This is a genomic window from Vibrio sp. T9 (assembly GCF_003123985.1).
Lineage (GTDB): Bacteria > Pseudomonadota > Gammaproteobacteria > Enterobacterales > Vibrionaceae > Vibrio > Vibrio diabolicus.
Genome location: NZ_NIGY01000005.1, coordinates 299,182 through 315,193 on the forward strand (window position 1 = coordinate 299,182; position 16,012 = coordinate 315,193).

At 45.6% G+C, this 16,012-nt stretch carries 14 protein-coding genes; 7 read left to right on the forward strand and 7 right to left on the reverse strand.

The window, feature by feature from the left end; translation table 11 throughout:
• Nucleotides 1-233: 233 nt before the first annotated feature.
• Nucleotides 234-827 carry a mechanosensitive ion channel family protein gene (locus CBX98_RS12175; RefSeq protein ID WP_012842403.1) on the forward strand — a complete coding sequence of 198 codons (594 nt, stop codon included), beginning with the start codon at nt 234-236 and terminating at the stop codon, nt 825-827.
• Nucleotides 828-1,127: 300 nt separating this feature from the next.
• Here the strand turns inward: CBX98_RS12175 and CBX98_RS12185 are convergent, their stop codons facing one another.
• Nucleotides 1,128-1,466, reverse strand: coding sequence for a hypothetical protein (locus tag CBX98_RS12185; protein ID WP_017821886.1), 339 nt, complete (start codon nt 1,464-1,466; stop codon nt 1,128-1,130).
• A 231-nt stretch (nt 1,467-1,697) separates the two neighbouring features.
• Here CBX98_RS12185 and CBX98_RS12190 point away from each other — a divergent pair, with 231 nt between their 5' ends.
• A complete protein-coding gene (locus CBX98_RS12190) occupies nt 1,698-2,282 on the forward strand; it encodes a flavodoxin family protein (RefSeq protein ID WP_017821885.1) in 585 nt (194 codons plus the stop codon).
• A gap of 63 nt (nt 2,283-2,345) precedes the next feature.
• On the opposite strand, the gene CBX98_RS12195 is transcribed toward CBX98_RS12190, so the two are convergent.
• Entirely contained in the window at nt 2,346-3,971 is a 1,626-nt protein-coding gene (locus tag CBX98_RS12195; protein ID WP_109169310.1) for an ABC transporter substrate-binding protein, read from the reverse strand.
• A gap of 141 nt (nt 3,972-4,112) precedes the next feature.
• On the opposite strand from CBX98_RS12195, the gene mpaA reads away from it, so the two are divergent.
• Nucleotides 4,113-4,823, forward strand: coding sequence for a murein tripeptide amidase MpaA (gene mpaA, locus CBX98_RS12200; RefSeq protein ID WP_031381642.1), 711 nt, complete (start codon nt 4,113-4,115; stop codon nt 4,821-4,823).
• Between the two features lie 19 nt (nt 4,824-4,842).
• On the opposite strand, the gene CBX98_RS12205 is transcribed toward mpaA, so the two are convergent.
• Nucleotides 4,843-5,694: an SIS domain-containing protein gene (locus CBX98_RS12205; protein ID WP_109169311.1), complete on the reverse strand. Its 852-nt coding sequence runs from the start codon at nt 5,692-5,694 to the stop codon at nt 4,843-4,845.
• A 242-nt stretch (nt 5,695-5,936) separates the two neighbouring features.
• Here CBX98_RS12205 and murQ point away from each other — a divergent pair, with 242 nt between their 5' ends.
• The 3 genes from murQ to CBX98_RS12225 all read left to right on the forward strand — a co-directional run bounded on the left by murQ (nt 5,937) and on the right by CBX98_RS12225 (nt 9,526).
• Nucleotides 5,937-6,839 (forward strand): N-acetylmuramic acid 6-phosphate etherase, encoded by a 903-nt coding sequence (murQ, locus tag CBX98_RS12215; RefSeq protein ID WP_109169312.1) that lies wholly within the window; start codon nt 5,937-5,939, stop codon nt 6,837-6,839.
• 28 nt (nt 6,840-6,867) lie between these two features.
• Nucleotides 6,868-8,322 carry a PTS N-acetylmuramic acid transporter subunit IIBC gene (gene murP / locus CBX98_RS12220; RefSeq protein WP_042772603.1) on the forward strand — a complete coding sequence of 485 codons (1,455 nt, stop codon included), beginning with the start codon at nt 6,868-6,870 and terminating at the stop codon, nt 8,320-8,322.
• 148 nt (nt 8,323-8,470) lie between these two features.
• Nucleotides 8,471-9,526, forward strand: a complete 1,056-nt coding sequence (locus tag CBX98_RS12225) for a porin (RefSeq protein ID WP_109169313.1) — start codon at nt 8,471-8,473, stop codon at nt 9,524-9,526.
• A gap of 89 nt (nt 9,527-9,615) precedes the next feature.
• On the opposite strand, the gene CBX98_RS12230 is transcribed toward CBX98_RS12225, so the two are convergent.
• Both CBX98_RS12230 and CBX98_RS12235 read right to left on the reverse strand, forming a co-directional pair.
• The gene (locus tag CBX98_RS12230; RefSeq protein WP_109169314.1) at nt 9,616-10,275 is read right to left on the reverse strand and encodes a peptidase E; all 660 of its coding nucleotides are present in this window, start codon (nt 10,273-10,275) and stop codon (nt 9,616-9,618) included.
• A gap of 37 nt (nt 10,276-10,312) precedes the next feature.
• Entirely contained in the window at nt 10,313-11,224 is a 912-nt protein-coding gene (locus tag CBX98_RS12235) for a LysR family transcriptional regulator (RefSeq protein WP_109169410.1), read from the reverse strand.
• Nucleotides 11,225-11,312: 88 nt separating this feature from the next.
• Here CBX98_RS12235 and catC point away from each other — a divergent pair, with 88 nt between their 5' ends.
• Complete coding sequence (gene catC, locus CBX98_RS12240; protein ID WP_109169315.1) at nt 11,313-11,981, forward strand: type C chloramphenicol O-acetyltransferase; 669 nt, start codon at nt 11,313-11,315, stop codon at nt 11,979-11,981.
• Between the two features lie 52 nt (nt 11,982-12,033).
• On the opposite strand, the gene CBX98_RS12245 is transcribed toward catC, so the two are convergent.
• Both CBX98_RS12245 and CBX98_RS12250 read right to left on the reverse strand, forming a co-directional pair.
• Complete coding sequence (locus CBX98_RS12245) at nt 12,034-13,713, reverse strand: FapA family protein (RefSeq protein WP_109169316.1); 1,680 nt, start codon at nt 13,711-13,713, stop codon at nt 12,034-12,036.
• 251 nt (nt 13,714-13,964) lie between these two features.
• A complete protein-coding gene (locus CBX98_RS12250) occupies nt 13,965-15,992 on the reverse strand; it encodes a GNAT family N-acetyltransferase (RefSeq protein ID WP_109169317.1) in 2,028 nt (675 codons plus the stop codon).
• Nucleotides 15,993-16,012: the final 20 nt, after the last annotated feature.

Genomic DNA, 16,012 nt, shown 5'->3' on the forward strand with positions numbered 1-16,012 from the left:
ATACAGCTCAAACATTAAACACTTTAAAACCGCATCAACTTTGGTTGAATATATGCGGTGAGCGCAAACAGAAGTAAAGCTCTGCACACTATTGATAAAACTCTACAACTCTCCGTAGGCTCTAGGGCGAAATTCCTAGGTAGAGAGACGAAAATGGAGAGAAAAATTTGTGATTACTTACATCAGAAAATCAGCTATAACAGCGGTTTTCTTAATATCGTCGAGTTGAAGAAATGAATGATTGGATCCATCTAGATCAAGTGAGCCAGTATTTCACCGCTGGCTCTCTCGGGTACAAAGTCTTAATGGGCATTATTGTCCTGATTGCTTATCGCATTCTGAAGAGAATCGTCAATCGAGCCATTTTAAACTTAGCGACCTCAAAAGGTGTAAAAAAGGCCCGCCTGAGTTTTATTCAGCGTTGTTTTAACGTCGTGCTTTTATTTTTAACCGCGTCTGTTTTTGCCATTATCACCGGTATTGGCTATGGTGATGTGTCATTGTTCCTATCGTCCATTTTCGCCGTATTGGGTGTAGCGTTTATCGCGCAATGGTCAATTCTAAGCAACATCACTGCCAGCTTTTTGATCTTTTTTGTCTTCCCATACCGAGTGGGCGATCGCATTAAAGTCGTAGACAAAGACGAAGACATCAGCGGCGAGATTCAGGAAATCAGCATGTTTCACGTGTTAATTAAGCACGACAACGGAAACTTGATTACTTACCCAAACAACCAGATTTTGCAAAAAGCAGTGCTAAAGCTGGCGAAAAACAAGCCAGAGCCAAGTAAAGCAAAATCTCGGATTTATACTCGCAGAAAGAAATAACCCACTAAAAAGCCGATGTATCTACATCGGCTTTTTAGTATCACTTGGTGGTCACAAATAACCCAAAGTTAATGGCGAAAAACAGTGAAGAGACAAAACGTATAAGCTGAAGGTCACCACTGTATTCTTTCATGATAAAAACATGACACATCGCCGAAACCAAAAGCGCCACTTTAACCAAAGGAAGCTTCTTATTTACGAACCTTAAATAAATACAAAAAATAGAGATGGTGCAAGCAAAGAAAAAATCGTCACTAGTTCCATCTTCCTTAAAATACAAGGACATGGTTTTAGTTAAGCTTATATTTTTAGCTTCATTATGAGCCACCCACTAATATTTAGCGAGATAAGGGCATAAAAGAGGTAAAAAACAAGACTGACCGAAACAAAAAGTAGTGCATGCACTTTTTCTTCTAAGCTCTCTGGATGAACATTCATATCCACATCAAACACCCCCGCTATAAAGTGTGCAAATACCGTGGAAGAGGCTGTAGAAAGGCCTCCTACCATAATGATAATAATCCCTCGCCTTAAGAAACGATGAAATGTACTTTTCCCGCCTTGGATCAGGTCTGAGTTTACATATTTTAATCTATTTTTCCGCCTATTAATCATCACTAGCATCGGTACCTTTATCATTGTTTCCAAGAGAGTTTTCTACATCTTTAAGATCTTCCTTTAACGCTTTTATACACGACATTCATCGTCGTTGCATTCACTGTAGTTATGCCGTCGACTTACCCTATAAGAAAGCTCTTTAGATACCAATTCGTACTTTATCTATCTCAAATCTCTTCTTGACCTCAACTTAGCTTGAGGTTTTAGCCTTAGTCGCACGATTAAAAATCAACAATGAAAAAAGGAACCATTGTGTCCAAAATTGCGATTATTTATTTCTCTAAAACCGACGTTACTGGTCAGCTTGCTCGCGCGATTGCCGCAGGCGTTGAACAACAAGGCATTAAGCAGCAAGATGAATGTGAAATCCTCTCTCACCGAATTGAAGGCAGTGAGATTATTGAGGGACGTTTTGTGAACCCTAAACTAATGGATGAACTTGCTGAGTGTGATGCGATTATCTTTGGCTCACCGACCTATATGGGCGGTGTAGCAGCGCAGTTTAAAGCATTTGCAGATGCAAGCAGTGAATCTTGGTATTACCAAAAATGGGCGAGCAAAATCGCGGCTGGCTTTACCAGTGGTGGGGCAATGAATGGCGACCAATCTTGCACATTACAATATCTACAAACGCTCGCTAACCAACACGGCATGATGTGGGTCGGGTTGGATAAGATCAGCAATTCTGGGGAGCAAAACCTGAATCGTTATGGTGTACAAGGTGGTATTGTTGCACAAGGTGGTGAAGGTGGTCAGTTGCATGCTTCTGATGTTGCAACAGCAGAGTATCTTGGCAAACGAGTCGCTATGCTCGTGAACAAGCTCTCCACTCGCTAACAATAAAAAGAAGCCCCGTAAGATACATCTTCGGGGCTTCATATTTATCGCTTGTTTTGAGCGCTACTTCTTGATGTAGAGGTCTTTCGAGTAGATACGACCTTCTACGTTGTTCTTGGCAAAACCGCCAACCGTAGGACGAACCAAACGCGCTTGCATGTAGTAGTAAATCGGTGCGATAGGCATATCTGTCGCCAGCAACTGTTCAGCTTGGTCGTAAAATCCTTGGCGCGCTTTCTCATCGGTTGCAGCCAATGCACTGTTCATCGCGTTGTCGTACGCTGCATTGCTGTAACGTGCAAAGTTACCCGAAGAACCTGAGCGAAGTAAGCTCAGGAAAGTAGACGCTTCATTGTAATCACCGCACCAGGAAGCACGCATCACATCGAAATTGCCTTGTTTACGCGCCACTAAGTACGACTTCCACTCTTGGTTTTCTAACTCCACGTTTGCACCGAGATTTTTTTGTAGCATCGACGCTATCGCAACCGCGATCGATTTGTTTGCCTCACTGGTGTTGTACAGCAATTTAAAATCGAGCGGCTTGTCTTGGCTGTAACCCGCTTCTTTTAACAACTGACGCGCTTTCTCGTCACGTTGTTGCTGACTCCACTTACTGTATTCAGGCGGCGTCGCATCAAACCCTGCGGTGTACTGATGCGCAAAAGTATAAGCAGGAAGGTTGCCCACTTGCGTGACACCATTTGTAATCACATCGCGCATGATGGAGTACGACACCGCTTGACGCACTCGCACATCATCAAATGGCGGACGAGTGGTATTGAACGCGTAGTAATACGTGCACAACAATGGCACCACCGTGTAAGCCTGCTTGTAATCTTGTTTAAGCTTCTGCGCCATATGAGTCGGCACATCTGACGTGATATCCAGCTCTCCTGCCGCATAACGATTGATCGACGCGTTTTGGTTTTCAAACGGAATGTAAGTCACTCTGTTTAAATGCGTATCTGCGCTGTCCCAGTAACTTGGATTCTTAACCAGTTCAATGCGCTCATTCACGACCCACTTATCCAATGTGAATGAACCATTGCCAACAAATTGGTCTGGATCGCTCCACGGCTTGTCGCGGTTTTCCACTGTCGCTTGATGCACTGGCATCATGGACGTGTGCCCAGTCATGGCAACAAAGTACGGCACTTGACTGTCCAACTCAAAACGTAGGGTGTATTTATCTACCGCCTTGATACCGAGCTCGTCCAAAGGCTTTTTGCCCTCTGCTACATCGGTGATGTTTTTGATCTTGGTGAGTTTGAGATACCAAACATTTGGAGAAGCGGTTTTCGGATCTACCACTCGGCGCAGTGAATAGACAAAATCATCCGCCGTCACAGGCTCGCCATTCGACCATTTTGCGTCTTTGCGTAAGTGAAAAACAAAGGTTTGGTTGTCCTTGGTTTCCCATGATTCTGCCACACCGGGAATGATATTTCCGTCACGATCTTGAATCACAAGCCCTTCAAATAAGTCACGAATCACATGCATTTCTGGCAGACCTTCGGCTTTCGCTGGGTCAAGCGTCGCCGCCTCTGCGTCATTCGCACGTACTAAATGCTGTTCTGCGGCAAGTTGAATGCCTTTAGGTAAGGTCTCCGCAGCAACCGATGTAGCAAGAAAAGGGGTGAATAAAGAGGAAATCAGCAACGCCGTTGAATGTTTTTTAAAATCCATATCGTTTTTCGTTCTCCTAACGCGTCTTGTGAAGCAAGTGCCACAATTAACATTTCAACCGTTGACGAGTTTAAACGGTTCGGTTTAGCTAGGTTTAATTAGCTTAGATATTGATACTACTTCATCAATCAGGAGATTACGGTGAGTCTAATTCCAAGAACGGAAAGAGCGGCATTTTTAATTCGGCCAACAATATACGGTCAATCCGTGCTTGGTGCGCCATTACTGTATTTTCCGGCACAAGTCGAAAGTGCTTCGCGAGGTTTGATTTTAGCAGGCACTCACGGGGATGAGACGGCCTCGATTGCAGGTTTGTCCTGCGCGCTAAGAAGCTTGCCTGCTGAAAACTTACGACATGATGTGATTCTGTCACTGAATCCGGACGGCAACCAGCTAGGCACACGCGCAAATGCAAACCAAGTGGACCTCAATCGCGCGTTTCCAACCCAAAATTGGACTGAGCATGGCACAGTGTATCGATGGAGTTCTCACACACCCGTTCGAGACGTAAAAGTGAAAACTGGCACTAAAAACCAGCTAGAGCCAGAAGTTAGCGCATTAATTAACTTGATTGAACTGCGCAAGCCAAAGTTTGTGGTGTCGTTTCATGAACCGCTTGCGTTTGTAGATGATCCCAAACATTCCAACCTTGCCAAATGGCTCGGCGAGCAGTTTCAACTGCCAATCGTTGACGATGTCGACTACGAAACACCCGGCTCATTCGGCACTTGGTGTAGTGAACGTGATTTACCTTGCATCACGTTGGAGTTACCGGCAATTTCTGCCGATCTCACCATTGAAAAGCATCTCCCCGCCTTTATTGCTTTACTGATGCACGATCCGGATCTTTAGTTCGCTGTTGGTTAAGCGATCATGTGAGGATCTGTTTGATGTCGGTACTGATATCGCTGATCAACTGACGGGCACTGTCGTCTCTTTGCTGAACCAAGATGATAAACAGCAAATCGGTGATCACGTTTTGCGCGGTGCGTGAAGCAATGGATGAGCTGCGATGTTCCGTTTCATTGGCAATCGTATCAAACGTAATATCGGCAATACCGCGCAAGCGGCTTCTCCCAGGCGCAGATAACGCAATCACCTTCGCGCCCTGCTCTTTTGCCGCTTCTGCCGCGACGAGAATTTCTTTGCGCTCACCCGAAAACGAGATTGCGATCTGAACATCTTCTGGAGAGAGCGTGCGGGCAACAGCAATCTGCACGTGGCTGTCTTGTTCAGAAAGCGCCGTAATACCAAGTTTAAGCAGTTTAAAGCTTAAATCCTTCGCGGTCAGTGCAGAGCCCCCAATCCCGACCACTTGCACTCGACGCGCTTCACTCAACCATTTCACCGCTTGGTGACACGCTTCATAAGACAGCGCATTGGTGGTTTGAAACATAGCATCTGTTTTTGCTTTCACCAGTTTCTGTGAAATAACCGCGATGGGATCATCTGCCAAAATATCACTGTGCAACGGTGTCGACTGCATCGCATGCTTACGGCCAATCTCTTCATTCAGAGCTAACTTAAACTCGCTGTAGCCTTTAAAGCCGATACGCTGAGTAAATTTCACAATGCTCGATTGACTCACTTTTACTTGCGCCGCAAGTTCTTGGCTGGTGAGCAGCGCCGCCTTTTCTGCGTTTTCAACAATCCAATCGCCGACCAAACGACCACTTTGCGAAAGCTGAGTACGCCTCGCGACTATCTTATTGATAACTGACACAACAAAAACCTCAAAAATTTTAAATAAATTATTCCAAAACAAAAATAATAGGAGTTTAATTTAACCCACTGATTATTCTAACCAAGCCAGTTAATCCCGGATGTAATAGACGTATATTTTCTCTCATTATTCCAAATTTCTCCTGCATAAAGAATAACCTCAAGTGTGATTTTTATCACCAAACCTGAATATTTTATTCCATAAAATCGCCCTCAGATTAAACATTACGAAGAGTGCAAAACATGAAAATTGATTTAAGCCGATTGGTGACAGAAAGCCGTAACCCAGCCAGTGCCGAGATCGATACGCTTTCGACCATCGAGATGCTGCAAGTCATTAATGAAGAGGATCAAAAAGTCCCGCTCGCGGTAAAAGCGGTGCTACCACAAATTGCAGAGACAGTTGACGCAATTACCCAAGCTTTTGCAAATGGTGGCCGTTTAATTTACATGGGAGCCGGTACGTCAGGTCGCTTAGGCATTCTTGATGCGAGCGAGTGTCCTCCTACCTACGGCACGCATCCAGATATGGTGATTGGCTTAATTGCGGGTGGACATCAAGCGATTTTAAAAGCGGTAGAAAACGCCGAAGACGACGCGCAAATGGGTCAAGACGACTTAAAAGCGCTTCACCTCACCAGCCATGACGTGGTTGTAGGCATTGCAGCGAGTGGCCGTACACCCTATGTACTAGGTGGTTTGGAGTACGCTAAATCCATCGGAGCTACGACCGCATCTATCGCCTGTAATCCAGAATGTGCCATGGCAAAAGCGGCCGACATCGCGATTCTGCCGATTGTTGGCGCAGAGGTCGTTACTGGATCTTCTCGCATGAAAGCCGGCACCGCACAAAAACTGGTGTTAAACATGCTCACGACAGGCGCAATGATTCATAGCGGTAAGGTATTTGGTAACTTAATGGTGGATGTAGAGGCCACCAACGCCAAGCTCATCCAACGCCAAACCAACATTGTTGTAGAAGCAACTGGCGCATCAAAAGAAGAAGCAGAGCGAGCATTAAATGCCTGCGATCGCCACTGTAAAACCGCCATCTTAATGATTTTGGCCGATTTGGATGCCGAACAAGCCAAATCACGCCTCGCCGCGCACAACGGTTTTATTCGCGCAGCACTAAATAATAACTAAATAATCCGAGTTCTGAAGGATAGACCCTATGGCAAAAATAACTTCAAACACAGTATCGCAGTTGCTGTCCGCAGTGGGTGGCAGCAGCAACGTAAGCAAATGTGGTAACTGTATGACGCGTTTGCGTTTATCGCTCACCAACAATGGCTTGGCTGATCAGTCAGTTATCAAGCAAATTCCCGGCGTAATGGGTGTGGTGGAAAGCGATGAGCAGTTTCAGATCATTCTCGGTCCCGGAAAAGCTCAACAAGCGGCTGAGATGATGAATCAATTGATCGACAGCTTAACTTCTGGTGACAGTGAAGAACCAGATATGCCGCAACAAGATCTTTCTGCCGTCGCGGCCGAGCAGAAAAAACAGATGAAGAGCAAACAAACCAGTGCGGTTCAGCGTTTTTTAAGCAAGTTTGCCACCATCTTTACGCCGTTGATCCCTGGCTTTATTGCCGCTGGTTTGTTGCTAGGTTTTGCGACGTTATTGGAACAGATGTTTGTTCTCGACCAGACACCAAGCCAGTTTATGTTGGATTTGATCGCCTACATGAAAGTCTTTGGTAAGGGTCTGTTTGCTTTCTTAAGTATTCTGATTGGTTACAACGCGCAGCAAGCGTTTGGCGGCTCTGGTGTTAATGGTGCTATTCTCGCCTCTTTGTTTGTGCTGGGTTACAACCCAGAGGCGACATCCGGCATTTACTCTGGCATGAACGAGTTTTTCGGCTTTGCGATTGATCCGCGCGGCAACATTATCGGCGTACTTTTAGCGGCGATCATCGGTGCGCAAGTCGAGCGTAAGGTTCGTCAATACATGCCAGATGATCTGGACATGATCTTAACGTCCGTTATTACTCTATTGATCATGGGTGCGGTAACCTTCTTGATCATCATGCCGATCGGCGGCGAGCTGTTTAAAGGGATGTCTTGGTTGTTCCTCAACTTGAACGATAACCCATTAGGCGCTGCAATCTTGGCAGGTTTGTTCTTAATTTCTGTGGTATTTGGCATCCACCAGGGTTTTGTTCCAGTGTATTTTGCATTGATGGAAGCACAGGGTTTTAACTCGCTGTTTCCTATCTTGGCGATGGCTGGTGGCGGTCAGGTTGGCGCGTCAATGGCGCTGTATTTCAAAGCCAAAAAAGACGCTCTACTACGCACTCAAGTTAAAGGCGCTATTATTCCGGGTCTTCTAGGCATTGGCGAACCATTGATTTACGGCGTGACATTACCACGCGTAAAACCATTCGTTACCGCTTGTATTGGTGGTGCTGCAGGCGGCTTCTTTATCGGTTTAGTTTCTTACCTTGGCTTGCCAGTTGGTCTTAATACGGTGTTTGGCCCGTCCGGTATCGTGGCGATTCCTCTCATGACATCTGAAAATGGCATCTTCCCGGGCATGATGGTGTTTGTTGCTGGCCTGCTTATCTCTTACATCGTCGGCTTCCTCGCGACTTACTTCTTTGGCTGCAAAGACGTCGATTTAAGCTAAATCATTCTTCCCCTATAGGAATGGACTAGCTCGCGCCCTTGGCAAACAAGGGCGCACCCTCTCTCTACTTCACGACAATTTTTCTTATTCCGTTACTCGGAAGGGGCTTTGTCGTACCTAAAACAATAGAAATGAAAGGTCGTTAATCATGAAAAAGCACATTTTGACTCTACTTCTCCCAACATTGATGGCATCAAACGCAATGGCAGCACAGCTGTATCAAGCGGAAGATGGGTCAGTTTTAAATATTTACTCTCGTCTTGGTTTCAATGTCACCAGTAAAAATGATGAGCACGGCGATACAAATGGCGAGTTTGATGGCCGTATTGGTTTAAACGGTTCACAAACCATCAACGAGTACGCGTCGATCATCGGCCAAGCGCAATACCAAGTGGGTGCCGCTGAATACGCAAACCAAGTAAACGACAAACCGTCTCTGACCGCGCGTTATGTATGGGTGGGGGTTGATGCGAAAGATTATGGTCGCATTACTGGTGGTCGCGTGGCATCTGGATTGATTATGTTTACCGACATTGGTGATGTGTTCGCCTCTTCCGATGTTGCTATGGCGCGCCAAGCGAATAAAGTCGACAAAACCGCGACGCAAGTTTTCCGTCAAGATGGCACGCTGCAATACCAAAACAGCCTAGGTAATTTCGATTTTTCTGTCGCGTACATTTTAGGAAACAACACTTCTGAACTCGACTACGGTTACAACACTGCACTGCGTTATACGCTAGATATGGGGAATTTGGGTACCTTGGCGCCAGTGGTGGCGATGCAGAAAAATAAAGGTGATGCACGTGAAAGCAACGACACCGATTACACCTTCTGGGGCGTAGGTACGCGTTACTACCTAGGTGATTTGATGTTGGGTGCGTTGTACTCGGAAGATGAACTAGAGGACTATTACTCACAAACCAGTACCGACAAAGTGATGGAACTAACGGCGGTTTACAGTGTAAATGACAAATGGGTACTGCGTGCTGGTTATCGTTCTTTAGAAAACAGTGATGGTGACGAGCTAGAGCTGAAAGATACAACGCTAGAAGTGCAATACAAACTGACGCCTCGTTCTTCTATCTACACAAACTACGTTGATCGTAACGGCTCGCGTGGCTACAGCAATGGACAAGAAGTCTCGTTTGGCGGTGCGCACGCAGACGAAAGCTACTACCACTTAGGTCTGCGTTACGAGCTGTAAGCACGATACTTAATGTAAGTTAGCTGAATCCATGAGCTTCTTCTGTGTCCGGTCAGTAGTTATTGCCTTTAATGCTGATTTGAAGAAGCTCACCCTCGTAATATGTTTTCTCCGTTACCTGTTTTGACCAACACGCCTGCATCAGGAAAACTGGTCGCAGTAGCTAACAATTTTCCATCAACAAAGTGCAATGCCGCATAATCTTGAATGCCATAACAAGTGATGCTCGGTTGAGAACGAGCAAAGGCTTGGAAAACCTCGAACTTCTCACCTACATGAGAAAAATGCGCCGCAGCCAAACCGTCAATGAATCCAAGACAACGCATAACTTGGTATGCTTCGGGATCACTGTCTGTCACCGCAAACTCAAACCAACAAATTGCACCAGCGCTCATGCCACAAATGATGATGCCTTGTTCATAGCACTGCTTGAGTATTCTTCCCCATTCGCGCCAAATGGCCAACATCGAACGCGTATTACCGCCACCGACGTAAATGATGTCTTGTTCAAATAGCGTTTCTTTCCAACCAGCTTCAAACTTAAACAGCGGAAAATGGGTCACGTTCTCACTAAGCTTCGCATCGTAAAAACGTTCAATCACTTCATCGGCGTCTCCCGTGGCTGTCGGTAGAAAACAAATGTTTGGATTCTCCTTACCAGACAAAGACAAAATGTATTGATCGAGCGGGCTCGGATTCTCTCCCATCATCCAGCCACCACCACCAATCGCAATACAGTGTTTTCGCATTCCTTTGCTTCCTCAATTGTTACTAAGTTTGCTGTCGCTATTCGCCGACAGAATATATGTTCCTATAGTGATCAATGAACGCTCGCGTTCTTCTTGGTAAGTGCTCACGTTTTGGGTAAAGCAGATAAAGCGGCAAAATCGCATCCGTTTGCCATTCTGGCAGCAAACTCACGAGTTGTTCTTTTTGTGCAGGTTCGAGTTTAGCCAATGCAAATTCATCTAACATGGCTACACCACAGCCAGCCAAAGTAGCATCCAACATGGACTGGACAAGATTAAAACTCAGCGTACTTTCTAACCTAATACTGCACTGCTGCTGAGTTTGCTTATGCGTAAACGTCCATTTATCTAACACCAAGTCACGACTTTTATAAAGGATGTGCTTTAAGTCACCAAGATCCTCTGGCGTACTTACATTTGGTTTATCAGCTAAATACGAGCGATGAGCGATCGGTTTACAGTGTAAAGTGCGTAGCTGATGGCCGACGTATCCCTCTGGAGGAGTATCGGTAAAGTAGAATGCGATATCAAACCCAGCCTCAATCAAGTCGAGAGGTGTCTCTGTGAAGATCACTTCGACGCTCACTTGTGGATGTTGCAATCGAAAGTCGATCAATGTTTGGCTGAGTAACGCGGCTCCGAAAGAAGCAGACGCCGCTATTCTCAATTTTCCCGATACGATCTCGTTTGCCATGACTTGCTCATTGATCTGCTCAGCGCCTTCGAGCAGTTGCTTTACCTGCTGATAAAACCGCAAACCATCGTAGGTCAAATTAAACTGGCGCGTAGTTCGCTGAATAAGCTGCACCGACAATATCTCTTCAAGCTGTTTAAGTTGCCGACTTACATGCGCATTCGAACAATTCAGGCGCTTTGCCGCGCCAGCAATACTTCGCTCCTCGCACAAAGCGACGTAAAGTGGTACGTAGCTGAGCCATTTTATTTCCATACAGTAATTCTGAATCTCTAAAATCAAACTACTGGAAATAATAGAAAGCATCTAAACTCTGTACAACCTAAATTTGAAAGGATGAGTTATGAGTGTTTTCGACACGTGGTTAAAAGGTCAAGTCATTAAAGATCACATCACTAATCCCAATATCATCGTTGGCGATTACAGCTATTACTCGGGCTTCTATCATCAAAAAAGCTTCGAAGAGCAAGCGGTACGCTACTTGTTGGGTGACCCCGTCACACTTCAAGAATGGCAAAGTAGAGAACCCGGTAGCATCGACAAATTAATCATTGGCAAGTTTTGTTCCATCGCTTCTGGAGCCACCTTTATGATGGCAGGAAACCAAGGTCATCGCATTGACTGGATTTCAACCTTCCCCTTCTCTCCTGAAGAATTTGGAGAGGGCGTACAAGACGGTTTCGAGCGTGCCGGAGACACGGTGGTGGGGAATGATGTTTGGATTGGCAGCGAGGCGATGATCATGCCCGGAGTAAACATCGGCGATGGAGCCGTCATCGGAGCACGCACCGTAGTGACGAAAGACGTCCAACCTTATTCGGTGGTGGTTGGAAACAACCAAGTCGTACGTCAACGATTTAGCGATAAAGAGATTGAAACTCTACTCAATATCCAATGGTGGAACTGGCCAATAGAACACATTAAACAAGCAATGAAAGTAATGTGTAGCAGCCAAGTCGGTGCGCTTGCGGACTACTATCAAGAGCACATTGTCGATTTGTATTGTAGATAAACAAAAGCCCACACATCTTGTTGCGGCGTGTGGGCTCAGTGAGTAAGAAAGCTTAAACCGCAGCGACGTCCTCTTCTTCCAAGTTCGCCGAGACTTTAATTTCGTATTGATTGAAACGGAACGAACAACCGCCATGAGTGCGCTTTGTCGTTACTTGTTCGTCGCCAAACTGCACCGTCACGCGAGTGAAGACACGCTCTTTGGCTTCGACAATATTTTCTTCTAACGCGACTTCAAAGTCATGTTCCGTTTGTTCTAGCTTTTGCTTTATCGCTTCAAGCTGCTCGTTGTTTTGTGTTTTCATCACATCAATCTGAGCTTGTTCTTCGTCGGTACGTTCGGCTTTAGGACGTTTCTTAAATTCGAGCTCTTTACGAATCACATCCATCGTTCCTTCTTGAGCGCGTTTGTATTGATCTTTGAGCTCAGCTAATCGCTCCTTAAATGCAGAATAGCGCGCGAACGCTTCTACCTTAGTGACGGTGTCGCCTTCTACGCCCAATTGTAAGCACACAACTTTGTCACCGACTTTTGCATCTCCGCCGCTGAGCGTGCCGTTCCTACCGTTCGCATCCAGCACCGTCAGATTGCGCCCACAAACAATATCGTTATTCATGCTGTGCACCGCCAACTCAATATCTTCGCCGGCTTGCAAATCACAATATTGGGCGTAGCTGGCACGAATCGAACCTTTGGCTTTGACGTGACAACTTTTTGGCTGGCCATCACTCACGGTGTGGCCAATGATACCTTTACCAACTTGAATGTCGTCTTGCGCTTGTACGTCAGCCGATTCAATGAAGCCGCCTACAGTAATAGAGCCCGTTGCTTTAACAATCATTCCGGATTCAATATTGCCACCGATAATCACATTCCCTTTAAATTTCACGTGACCTGTATTTACGCCAACGCTATTGAGGCAAAGTGCGTTATCAACTTCAATGGTTTTGTCTTTAATCAGAGGCGTACCGGATACCGATGCAATCAATAGGTTTGGGTCGTGCTTGCTTATCTCGGTGCCCTTGCCTGGCTTCATTGGGCTGTCTTTTCCAGCTTGTGGAGGAATCACTCGCCCTTGAACAGTAAAACCAGGCGTACCTTTGGTCGCAGGCGTGCGGCGCATCACCTCATCGCCTACGTCAACCGCGATAGTTTCACCGAGGTTACGTAAATCAATTTTGTCGCTAGCAGATTGGCCGTCTTTGGGTTTGAGGATGCGTTTGGTGATGTCTTTAACGAGAGGAGTAAAAAGAGCGTCTTTGCCTTTGATAGGTTGCTTACCTACCGCTACAGGTTGAGAAAAAGTTTCGCCGGGTTTGAGCTGAGTGCTGACAACCAACACTTTCTTCAAAGCCAGTTTGTTGATGCCTTTCGAAACTCGCGCTTGAGCAAGGGCTTGAACAATCTCGGGGCCACGTAAACCTCGGCCTCCGTACGCGCCGACAACGTTCATACTGGCGAGCATGTCATTATTCGATAATTCAACCTCAACTTGCGCGTTGCGCTTTTCCGCAATGACGATGCCTTCGTAAGCCTCGGCTTTACGTTCTTTGGCGCAGTTCATGAATCTCACGACTTCCCCCTCAACAACAAACATCTTTTCAGCGTTCATTGCGACGAGCTGCTCGTTTAATTCATTTTGATTTAGCTCACCACCGAGGTCCACTTCTCCCGGAAGACGGGCTATCACCTTGGTCTTATCTTCAGATAACTCAAGACACAGCTTCCACATACCCTTACCACTTTGCTTCCCATCAACACTTTCAGTCTACCCAAATCCGTTTTCTGAACAAACCTCGCATTTCTTATTATAGGGCTCACGTCACTAAAGAAAGTAATCCATCAATAACGGTTAAACAGATAGTAAGAGAGCATTTCGATTTAACCTAAAGCTCAATCAAAATACACACTGAAATAAAAAGGAGCTGGATTTACAGTGTAAAATCAGCTCCTAATAATTTCATTTACAGTGTAAATCTCACCTTATTGTTTACAGTGTAAATCGTTCCAAATGTGCTTTACTTCGTCCCTTAGCTGCTGCTCAACTTGCTTTCTTCCAGGTAGCCCAAATTGCTGAGCACATTCAGTCCAACTACGGTTAAGAAAAAGCTTACTGATCATCAAGTCGGAAGCGGAGTTCAAACCTAAGTTAAGTAACCACTGCTGAAGCCAAGCAGACACGGACTCATAACTGTTACCACCATCAGCATAGCATTCAATTAGTAATAACTTAGCGGGATGAAGTGGACTCATTCCCAAAGGTTGCGGTAATAGAGCTCGAAAAATTGAGGCTTCTAATTTTGGATAGACGTCAGCCACATTGTTAGACAACATTTCTTCAAATAGCGCCTGAGATTCATCGACCCAAGCCGTCTGTTTGGAATCACGAGCTTTGACCATCAAGACTGAATAACAACCGCTAGCAGCATCGCGCATTGATCCTAAGCGAATTGTACGGAAGTTCGATTGTCGCCAAAAATGGACCAATTCTTCAGTCGCACCGAAACTCGTGGATAAGTAAGCAATGTGTTTAGCAGCCATTTGCTCAAGTTTCTGCAGCATTTTTTGACCAATGCCTTTTCCTTGCAATGCTGGATGAACAGCAATTCTCATGACTCGCAGCGTCGATAGATTCGCGACATTCGGAAATCCTAGTTGGTTTGCAATCGTAACTGGGGCTAAGTGTCCTTTAGGACGACGCTTACCAAGCTGAATTTCTTCAACCAATTCAGCGTCAAGCCCCCCCTCTTCGACCGCTAATATTACCCCCACAACCGCATTATCTTGCTTAGCAAAATAGAGCTGACTGTTGTCGTCCTGCAAAAGGTGAATTAAATCATTCGGCGAGGTCTGATAATGAGCATTAACCAAAAGAGCAAAGCACTCGCGCAGCAAACTAGGCTGCGATATCAAATCGTCCTTATCGGCTTTAGAAAGGGAAATTGAGTCGACCTGGTTAAGTTGATGGTGCGTTAACTCCGCATCCAACAAAAACGCGTCATAGAGCCATGATTCGAGCGCATCATTCATGCTCCAGCGGATGGGCTGTGTCATGTGCCACGTTTTCATTCCCGAACGCTGTTTCTGAAGCCAATCAACAAATTTAATCGTAAAGCCCCGGCCACAACCTTCATAACCGTGAATAGTCGTAGAAAAAACGAGTCGATGATAATGTTCGGTAATGCTTTTAAGCATAGGAACTGGAATTGCAGCCGCTTCATCGACAAGTAACAAATCACATTCAGGTCGGCTCGATAGAAGTTCGTCAGGAGCAATGAATTGAATGGCTCCCTGCCCTGATTCTAATCTGTCTTTCCTAATACGCTGCGCATTAGGAAGTAACCGCAAAGCATGTTGGTAAACAGGCTCAACAGCTTTTATAGATGGTGCCGTAATTAAGATTCTAAATGGCTTCTGCTGTAATAAGTTCGCACACGCAATACCAAGTGCGCTTGTTTTTCCACGCCCACGATCAGCGGTCAAAATTAATGGTCGCTTTCGATGTCCTGTCACCACCTTTTCAATTAGAGAAATGGCATGTTCTTGTTCCGTGTAGTGGCTTTCTTTTTCTGCTTGCTTGATGTCTGGAGCCGTTGGCAATGGTTTGTCTTGCTCAATAACAACGAGCTTCTCCCATTGTTTGTGCATCCATTGCTGAGCAAAATTCGTAGGTTGTCGCGACTCAGTAATGATAATAAGAAGGCCACCGCCAACCAATGAGCCAAGCGCGGCGGTAAAGCTATTTGCGTCAAAACCATTTCGAGCATCAAACAATAGAACGTCACACTCTCTGCCTAACAACATGTGCCCTTGTTTAGGCGAAACACTGTATGCGTTTTCCAAACCAAAATCGCCGACACAAAACCAACGTTGATACATCTGTGTTTTATGGAACTCTGACACCAATGCATCTTGCCAAGAAGACTCGCCTTGAATGACGATGCCGAATCTTTGGAAAGATTGGTGAGCTTGTTGTTGAAGTGATGAAAGGAAATCAGATTGTGTCTGCATTTTGTCTATCCAACGTTGAA

Bases quoted from the DNA above. Each gene is read 5' to 3' on its own strand.
- CBX98_RS12175 (WP_012842403.1), top strand. From the start codon at position 234: ATGAATGATTGGATCCATCTAGATCAAGTGAGCCAGTATTTCACCGCT.
- CBX98_RS12185 (WP_017821886.1), bottom strand. From the start codon at position 1,466: ATGATAAAGGTACCGATGCTAGTGATGATTAATAGGCGGAAAAATAGA.
- CBX98_RS12195 (WP_109169310.1), bottom strand. From the start codon at position 3,971: ATGGATTTTAAAAAACATTCAACGGCGTTGCTGATTTCCTCTTTATTC.
- murQ (WP_109169312.1), top strand. From the start codon at position 5,937: ATGAAAATTGATTTAAGCCGATTGGTGACAGAAAGCCGTAACCCAGCC.
- murP (WP_042772603.1), top strand. From the start codon at position 6,868: ATGGCAAAAATAACTTCAAACACAGTATCGCAGTTGCTGTCCGCAGTG.
- CBX98_RS12225 (WP_109169313.1), top strand. From the start codon at position 8,471: ATGAAAAAGCACATTTTGACTCTACTTCTCCCAACATTGATGGCATCA.
- CBX98_RS12230 (WP_109169314.1), bottom strand. From the start codon at position 10,275: ATGCGAAAACACTGTATTGCGATTGGTGGTGGTGGCTGGATGATGGGA.
- CBX98_RS12235 (WP_109169410.1), bottom strand. From the start codon at position 11,224: ATGGAAATAAAATGGCTCAGCTACGTACCACTTTACGTCGCTTTGTGC.
- catC (WP_109169315.1), top strand. From the start codon at position 11,313: ATGAGTGTTTTCGACACGTGGTTAAAAGGTCAAGTCATTAAAGATCAC.
- CBX98_RS12245 (WP_109169316.1), bottom strand. From the start codon at position 13,713: ATGTGGAAGCTGTGTCTTGAGTTATCTGAAGATAAGACCAAGGTGATA.
- CBX98_RS12250 (WP_109169317.1), bottom strand. From the start codon at position 15,992: ATGCAGACACAATCTGATTTCCTTTCATCACTTCAACAACAAGCTCAC.